This window comes from Flavobacterium sp. AJR (assembly GCF_002156885.1).
Taxonomy (GTDB): domain Bacteria; phylum Bacteroidota; class Bacteroidia; order Flavobacteriales; family Flavobacteriaceae; genus Flavobacterium.
In genome coordinates this window covers 1-7,287 of record NZ_NCWQ01000133.1, presented here as the reverse complement: position 1 = coordinate 7,287, position 7,287 = coordinate 1, and the positions used below count along the sequence as shown (strand labels likewise).

7 protein-coding genes are annotated in these 7,287 nt (G+C 30.4%); 2 read left to right on the top strand and 5 right to left on the bottom strand.

Features of this window, described 5'->3' with window-relative positions:
* Positions 1-447: 447 nt before the first annotated feature.
* Positions 448-2,604, bottom strand: a complete 2,157-nt coding sequence (locus B8T70_RS22300) for a TonB-dependent siderophore receptor (protein WP_086896275.1) — start codon at positions 2,602-2,604, stop codon at positions 448-450.
* 95 nt (positions 2,605-2,699) lie between these two features.
* Positions 2,700-3,038: a hypothetical protein gene (locus B8T70_RS22295; RefSeq protein ID WP_242667546.1), complete on the bottom strand. Its 339-nt coding sequence runs from the start codon at positions 3,036-3,038 to the stop codon at positions 2,700-2,702.
* Between the two features lie 267 nt (positions 3,039-3,305).
* Here B8T70_RS22295 and B8T70_RS22290 point away from each other — a divergent pair, with 267 nt between their 5' ends.
* On the top strand, positions 3,306-3,740 hold the full coding sequence (locus tag B8T70_RS22290) for an META domain-containing protein (RefSeq protein WP_086896273.1): 435 nt from the start codon (positions 3,306-3,308) through the stop codon (positions 3,738-3,740).
* 168 nt (positions 3,741-3,908) lie between these two features.
* Here B8T70_RS22290 and B8T70_RS22285 read toward each other — a convergent pair whose 3' ends face one another.
* A complete protein-coding gene (locus tag B8T70_RS22285) occupies positions 3,909-4,262 on the bottom strand; it encodes a helix-turn-helix domain-containing protein (RefSeq protein WP_086896272.1) in 354 nt (117 codons plus the stop codon).
* 110 nt (positions 4,263-4,372) lie between these two features.
* Here B8T70_RS22285 and B8T70_RS22280 point away from each other — a divergent pair, with 110 nt between their 5' ends.
* Complete coding sequence (locus B8T70_RS22280; protein WP_086896271.1) at positions 4,373-5,005, top strand: NAD(P)H-dependent oxidoreductase; 633 nt, start codon at positions 4,373-4,375, stop codon at positions 5,003-5,005.
* Positions 5,006-5,346: 341 nt separating this feature from the next.
* On the opposite strand, the gene B8T70_RS22275 is transcribed toward B8T70_RS22280, so the two are convergent.
* The gene (locus B8T70_RS22275; RefSeq protein ID WP_242667545.1) at positions 5,347-5,799 is read right to left on the bottom strand and encodes a hypothetical protein; all 453 of its coding nucleotides are present in this window, start codon (positions 5,797-5,799) and stop codon (positions 5,347-5,349) included.
* A 319-nt stretch (positions 5,800-6,118) separates the two neighbouring features.
* Positions 6,119-6,754, bottom strand: coding sequence for a hypothetical protein (locus B8T70_RS22270; RefSeq protein WP_086896270.1), 636 nt, complete (start codon positions 6,752-6,754; stop codon positions 6,119-6,121).
* Positions 6,755-7,287 lie beyond the last annotated feature (533 nt).

Genomic DNA, 7,287 nt, shown 5'->3' with positions numbered 1-7,287 from the left:
TGTCATAACTTTGTTTTTAAGTAAAAAGTAAACGGAAGAAATCTGCTATTGACTTATCAATCCTAAATACAGGCTCCAGGCCTAATGAACTGTCCAAGCTCAAAAGCAGAGAGGGAAAGGAACTACCATTTCGAACAGTCTATTATGACAAATGACAATTTTTAGTTTTTATCTTTCCCTTTCTTCTGTTGAAAATCTAAACATAAATGTACTAAAAACAGAAATCCTTTTTTATTACAAACATAGGATGACAAATGACAATTTTTAGTTTTTATCTTTCCCTTTCTTCTGTTGAAAATCTAAACATAAATGTACTAAAAACAGAAATCCTTTTTTATTACAAACATAGGATGACAATGATTGTGGTGATTCTGTGTGAAACTAAAGTTCATTACACCCTTGATTTAAAACTTTTCCAAAAGAATCACACTTATAAATCCTTAATATCTAAAATACAAAACCAAGATTAAGACGAATATTTTGAGGTGTTCCAGTAAACAATGATGTTGTACCATACGCTCCAGGAAAATATAATTTGTCTGTGATATTATTGGCAGTTACACCAACAATATAATTCTTGTATCTATAATTTGCTGACATATCTATATAAGAAAAAGCAGGTAATAAAAGAGAATCATCTCTGTAACTGCCTCCCAAAGTATTTCCTTGAAATCTAATTCCCGCACCAAGTTTCAGATTTTTTAAAATAGTCTCAGTGAAATTATATTCCACCCAAACATTACCCACATATTTAGGAGCATTTAATGGTCTGTCACCCACATTACCAATAGATGTTTTAGAAAGGTATTTTACTTCATTATAAGAATAACTACCTATAACCGACCAGTTTTGTGTTATGATACCTTGTGCAGAAACTTCGATTCCTTTACTATTTAGACCCGGAATTGCAATTCTTCTTTTCTTATTTGGATCACTTGGATCGGCTACAAGAATGTTTACATAATCTATATCATATAATGCCAGTGTAGTACTTAATCTATTCGAAAAAAAGTCGCCTTTATACCCTACTTCATATTGTTTTCCTTTTTTTGGAGGAAATGGTCCACCAGCACCAACATTATTATTATTTTGTGGCTCAAATGATTCTGTGTAAGATGCATAAAGAGCTATGTTCTTTTTAAGTTCATAAACCAATCCTACACGCGGAATCCATGCATTAGCATCCGAAGTTATTTCTACTCCCGTAGCATCAAGTTCATCTACAGGTTTCTGCTTATAACGATATTCATTATAGCGCACTGCCAAGTTTAATTTCCATTTTTCTCCTATCGAAATTTGATCTTGAATAAAACCTGCATAATTATTTGTAACCTTCGTATTGTTATCCATTCCCTCATCTCCCAATGGTACATTTGGATCATTAATAACAATTCCGTCCTGCGAATAATCAGGATTATCAATACTTAACGACGGGTATACTTTGCTTAAATATAGATTTTTTAAAACACGATCCTGAATTATATCACCACCAACAATCAGTTCATGCGAAATAAATTTAGAAGTTTTAAAATTGTATTTTAAAAACGCCGTATTAGCAATCCATTGTGTATTAAATTTCCATGTAGTTCCTTCTCTGGGAATACTATCTTGTGTAGCATTTAGAGGTCCAAATCCATAAACGTCAAGCATATCCAGATTTCTTCTTACATATCGGCTCATTAATGCAAAACTAAGTTTATCATTAAATTTATGTTTGAATGTTAACGAAGCCGAAGAGTTTTTATCTTTCCCAAACGAAGGATTTCCTTGAGTTGTAAAATTTGGATCTACATTATCAAAATCATAACTTCCATCGCCTTTCTTCTTGATATAAGTCCCCCTATCATATTGAAAACGCGAATTCATTGTTAGATACGTATAATCAACATTTAATGATGTATTCTCCGAGAAATCATATTGTAAAGTAGGTGTAATAAGAAGGTTTTTCATGTACTGAAAGTTTCTATAACTACCACTGTTCTCTCCTCCTACAACCAATCTGTATTTTAGCTTTTTATCTTTGGTTAATGGTCCGGTTGCATCGGCAAATCCAGTAAATAAATCCCAACTTCCTGTCGTAAAATTAACCTCGTATCTTGCTTTGTCAAGTGGTTGTTTTGTCGTTAAATTTATAACTCCACCCGGATTTCCTACAGCATACATTACCGAGGCAGGTCCTCGCATTATTTCTACCTGATCAAGATTATACAACAGCACCTTCTGGCTATAATGATATAAAGTACCTTTCATTCCGTTGGTCAATAAATAAGCATCACCATAATTATTAAAACCTCTCATAGAAAAAGAGCTATAAGGTGTTGTATTAGCAACTCCAACCATATTTCTTGAGACTTCATTAAGATTTAATCCGCCTTGATCTTGCCAAATATCTTTGGAGATAACTTGAATTGATTGTGGTATATCAATAAGTTTTGTAGCTGTACGTGTTGCAATAGAAGAAATTGTGTCGTTATACCTTTTTTCTTTTTTTCCATAAATGGTAATATTATCCAATTCTTCGGTTTTAGCGTTGTCTTTTGGAGTTTTATGCTGTGCAAAGACAACTTGCCCAATTATTAAAAGGGCAAAAAATGTTTTTTTCATTTCGATTTATATAAATTTTAAATAATAACAAGCATTCCATTGGCAAAAAGCCATGAAAATTCATTTCAATACATATTGAAAATTGAAATTAGATTTTATATAAAATAAGCTGGAGGTCGAAATGTCATTATAGAAACCGAGATTGGTTTTTTAGTAAAATAAAAAAAAGCAGCTAAATGATTCTCTTTATATTTTTTATCAAAGATATCGTCGCTATTAAAATTTTGAATGTAAACAAGTTCTTGCTTTTCTTTTAGATGGTTTTGCATCTCTTTTTCATTAGCGTCAAGCTTTAATAAGTTTTTTTTAAGCTGACATTTTCCATTACAAGAGTTGAATTCTACTTTTCTTTGGACACAAATAGTTTTGGCAATTTTATCTTGGTTAATTTTAAACATCGCATAAACCAATACATTCCCAAAAGAGGGAAACATTAGTATAGATGAAAGTAATATGATGAAGAATTGCTTCAGACTTGTTTATTTTCAGCAAAAGTAACTCATAAAACCCAAAAATCAGTTATGTCAAAAATTTTTCTTGTAAGCGTCAAGATTATCCAGTTTACATCTCATCTCTTAACTAAATGATGCTGTACTCGTTTCAAATGATGAAAATTCGATAAGGCAAACTAAAAATAATCGTGCTTTTCTTAACAAAATTAGATTAAAAACCTTTAAATTTATGTTCTAAAATCTTACTTTATGAAAAACTACGTACTACTATTTGTTTCCGTTTTAACGCTATCATTTAACTCTTGTACAACAATGAAAGACACACCAAAAACTGCTGATCTTTACAATACATCTTGGGAATTAGAATATATTTCTGGTCCACGTATAGCTTTTGAAGGTTTATATCCTGATAAAAAACCATTTATTAAATTTGATGAAGCTACTAAACAAGTATCTGGAAATGCAGGATGTAATGGATATAGTGCTCCATATACATTAAAAGGAAATACACTTACATTTGGAGAACAAGGTCCAACTACTATGATGTTTTGTGAAGGTGGTGGAGAACAAACTTTCTTGCAAATGATTAAAAAAATCAATGCCTACTCTATTGACAAAGATGGTAAATTAAATTTATTATTGGGCGATGTTCCAATGATGAGATTTAAAAAAGTTGCTAAATAGTTTCACTAAGATTCTGAGGTACTAAGGTCCTAAGAATCTAAGTTCTTTATCTACAAAATAACTCCAATATTGTACTATTTACAGAAATGACAATATTGGAGAATATTTGCAGTTTTTTAGCTGTTGAGAGTATATACTATCCTGAAATTTCGGGACTGAAACTTAATACTATTTCTCCATTATTCTTTGGCGATGTTTAATTCCCCAATCTGCGATTACTTTAGTTACATCTTTAAGGGTTGCACCATATTCTGTAATTTCATATTCTACCATTATAGGCTGGGTGCTTAGAACGGTTCTAGTTATAAGAAGATTTGCTTCTAACTCCTTCAAATCTCTACTGAGCATCTTACCAGATATGCCTTTTATCTCTTTTAATAAGTCCGAATACCGCATTTTTTTACTGCATAAGCAAGCGATAATAGATATTTTCCATTTACCGTTTAGTATATCTACTACATCTTGAATGGCCATTACCGTGCTATAGCACTGTTTTAATCGAATATCATTTTCTGTTTCCATACCATGTTACTTGGTTACTCATTTGTCACTATTACTTTCCGTTACAAAGTTACTAAAAGTAACAAGCTTTTATATAGATTTGTACTTGCAAATAAAAAACAATTATAAAGATGAATTTGATAGACACATTAAACTGGCGATATGCTACTAAAAAAATGAATGGTAAAAAGGTACCGCAAGAAAAATTAGATTATATACTAGAAGCTGCCAGACTTGCTCCATCTTCTTCAGGATTACAGCCTTATAAAATTTTCGTAATCAGTAATTCTGATTTATTAGAAAAAATAAAAGCTATTGCTTGGAACCAAAGTCAGATTACAGATTGTTCTCATTTATTAGTTTTTGCTGCTTGGGATGGTTATTCTCTAGATAGAATTACTGCTGTTTTCAACAAAACTCTTGCCGAAAGAGGTTTGCCAGCTGATACAATGGATGATTACAAGAAAACACTTTGGGGACTTTACGAACCTCTTTCTACAGAGTGGCACGCAAATCACGCAGCTCGTCAGGCTTATATCTCTATGGGAGTTGCAATTGTAGCTGCTGCTGAGCAAAAAGTAGATGCTACACCAATGGAAGGTTTTATTCCTGCAGAAATGGATAAACTTTTAGGTTTAGAAGAGCAAGGTTTAAAAAGTGCGTTATTGTTGCCTCTTGGTTACAGAGATGAAGCTAATGACTGGCTAGTTAACATGAAAAAAGTAAGAACTCCAATGGAAGAGTTTGTTACTGAAATTAAGTAAGCTTTTTTAGGTACAAAGGTTCTGAGATTCAAAGGTTCAAAGGGTTGTATTGGTGTTTAAGGTGTATATATTGAATTTTCATTTTCAATAAATATATTTCAAAATCTGTGTCATCCGCGTTCCCTTTTAGACAATCTTTGTCGAAAATACTTGGCTTAAAAAGCTTAACTTAATGACATTGAGCGTCGGGATAGGGAGAAATCTATTTAATCCTTTTAATCTGTGGCAAAAGATTTGACCGCAAAATTTTTCCCCTTTGAACCTTTGAATCTCAGAACCTTTGTGCCTTAAAAAACCTTTGAACCTTTGCTACTCAGAACCTCTGTGCCTTAAAAAAAAACTTATTTTTTTATCTCTTGAAATATAAACTCTGCATCGGTATAACTTATAGGAATCTCTGGAGCAAAACAAGGCAGACCAAGATATGTGGTTATGACACCTTTTCCTAAAATTAATTTATTGTCTTTTTTTAATAACGAAATCGGAACTCTTTTTAGGTCACCTCCATAAGTTCTACAATAAAATTCCCCAAGATATACATCCTTTTTGATGTTACCTTTTATACTTCCAGAATCTTTCGTTGTTTCTCCGTACTTTATTTCGTATTGACCATAAAATCGGTCTTTATTTATCACAATTGATAAAACAGCAGTATCTTTATTTGTACTTATTGCCTGATAAACAACTTGCTTTTCTATAACTTTCTTTTCTTTTTGGTTACAACCAATTAACAATAAAACTATCCCAAATAAAGCAATTGATTGGGCTACTACATACCTTTTTATCTTTTTCAAATACATATTTTGATTATTTCGTTCCCTCAAAAATAAGAAATAGTTAATTAGTTCAGTTATTTATTTTTAAAGTTATAAACATTCTGAAAATCATGAATCTATACCAAACGCAAAGCTTTTTTAAACTTAAATCAAGGGATTTTTTATTGAGAGTAAAGACTATATCAAAGTCAAAAAAGATTCAGAATGATATGAAGTAAAAATCTTTGCAGATCCTAAACCTTTTCTAAATAAAGAACCCAACTACATTTTGTAATCGGGTAAACTTTAAATCAAAAAACAACCAAATAAAAACATTAATAATGATTAGCACCAATCATTATAACATATATTCTTTTGCAGGGACTAAATCGGCATTACGATTTAAAAAATTTGCTAATAATTTAAAAGAGATTCCTTTTAAGTATTCCTCGAATGAAACATCAAATATTGATTTTTCTTTTAAAGAGAAAATCAATATTAAACTATTGCTATCTATATAATCCTTATAGGGTTTATTACTATTATTAAGTTTATTATTAAGGAATTCTGCATGAGGCATTTCGTTAATAAATTTCTGCATCATAACGGCATCGATAAATAAACTAAAACCAAATGTCTTTTGATTTACTGCGGGTTCATAAGCATTTTCGACTTGATTATTTAAGATGGTCAAATCTAAATTTATTGCATCATTTATTTCATCATCTAAATCGCCAAATTCAGTTAGATTATAATCGAATATATAAAACTCTTCCTCTGATGTCAGTTTACTCATCCTTATAGGGCTAGTTAACGTATAATCGCTAAAAAGTACCGAAATACCTGGCGCTACTTCTATAAAATAAGTATGTCCGGTTCCAATTGCTTCTGGAATAACAATTATTTTATCATCAATAAGTTCAGCATTAATTCCATCAGCAAACGACCGTTGCCATTGCGGTTTTAATGAGTAAAAATGTGTGGTATTTTTCATATTTTATATTTTAAGAAATATTCCTGAATATTTCAAAATGGAAATAAATAGTTTGAACATATCTGGATAAATTATTGGGATAAAATTAATATAAGTACATTTAAATATAACTCCTTTTAAATCAAAAAAACATCAAAAAAAGCCACAATTTCAACAAATAGCAACTAATTTTTTAATGATATTAAAAATTACTTATAATATCACAATTCACACAACATATAAAAAGAATAACTGAATTAAAGCAACGTGACCATAACTGTTATATTAAAATAAATCTACGTGAGATTACAATACACTCATAAAAATAAGATATATTTTATTGTGCCTTAATTCATAAGCAATATCGTTAATTAATTTAAAATTTTCGACTTTATAGGCAATAGATTTACTAGTATTTATTTCGCATCAAAAAAAATAATAGGATTAATCTAAATATTTTTTTTATAAAATACAGTCATCGTTTAAAATCTCTTTATTATCTAATACACTCTGTAACAATAGAGTAAAAAACACAAGAAACCGAATGTTATTAT

Excerpts from the sequence above, each read along its gene's own strand:
- B8T70_RS22300 (WP_086896275.1), bottom strand. The coding sequence starts at position 2,604 with ATGAAAAAAACATTTTTTGCCCTTTTAATAATTGGGCAAGTTGTCTTT.
- B8T70_RS22295 (WP_242667546.1), bottom strand. The coding sequence starts at position 3,038 with ATGTTTCCCTCTTTTGGGAATGTATTGGTTTATGCGATGTTTAAAATT.
- B8T70_RS22290 (WP_086896273.1), top strand. The coding sequence starts at position 3,306 with ATGAAAAACTACGTACTACTATTTGTTTCCGTTTTAACGCTATCATTT.
- B8T70_RS22285 (WP_086896272.1), bottom strand. The coding sequence starts at position 4,262 with ATGGAAACAGAAAATGATATTCGATTAAAACAGTGCTATAGCACGGTA.
- B8T70_RS22280 (WP_086896271.1), top strand. The coding sequence starts at position 4,373 with ATGAATTTGATAGACACATTAAACTGGCGATATGCTACTAAAAAAATG.
- B8T70_RS22270 (WP_086896270.1), bottom strand. The coding sequence starts at position 6,754 with ATGAAAAATACCACACATTTTTACTCATTAAAACCGCAATGGCAACGG.